This window comes from Burkholderia sp. SIMBA_062, assembly GCF_046534765.1.
In the GTDB taxonomy this organism is placed as follows: domain Bacteria; phylum Pseudomonadota; class Gammaproteobacteria; order Burkholderiales; family Burkholderiaceae; genus Burkholderia; species Burkholderia ambifaria.
In genome coordinates this window covers 1-248 of the sequence record NZ_JAWRYD010000493.1, presented here as the reverse complement: position 1 = coordinate 248, position 248 = coordinate 1, and the positions used below count along the sequence as shown (strand labels likewise).

Annotated in this window: 1 protein-coding gene; it reads left to right on the top strand. The window is 62.1% G+C overall.

The features are described from left to right. Positions 1 to 19: 19 nt before the first annotated feature. The coding region (locus SB786_RS37200) for a TonB-dependent receptor domain-containing protein (RefSeq protein ID WP_410731709.1) at positions 20 to 248 on the top strand (229 nt) is incomplete at its 3' end.

The following is a 248-nucleotide window of genomic DNA, read 5'->3' as shown; positions in this document are numbered from 1 at the left end:
CGACCTGCGCCAGAACAACGTGGCCACGACCGATCCCACCAACGCGAACTTCCAGGAGCAGACCGGTCAGGTGCGCTCGCAAGGGATCGAAGCCGAAGCGCACGCGAACATCACGGAAGAACTCAAGCTGATCGCCTCGTACACGTATCTGAACCAGCGCGTGACGCAGGACTCGACCTACGAAGGCAAGCGTCCGACCATCGCGCCGCGTAACAGCGCCGCGTTGTGGGCCGATTACACCTTCCATC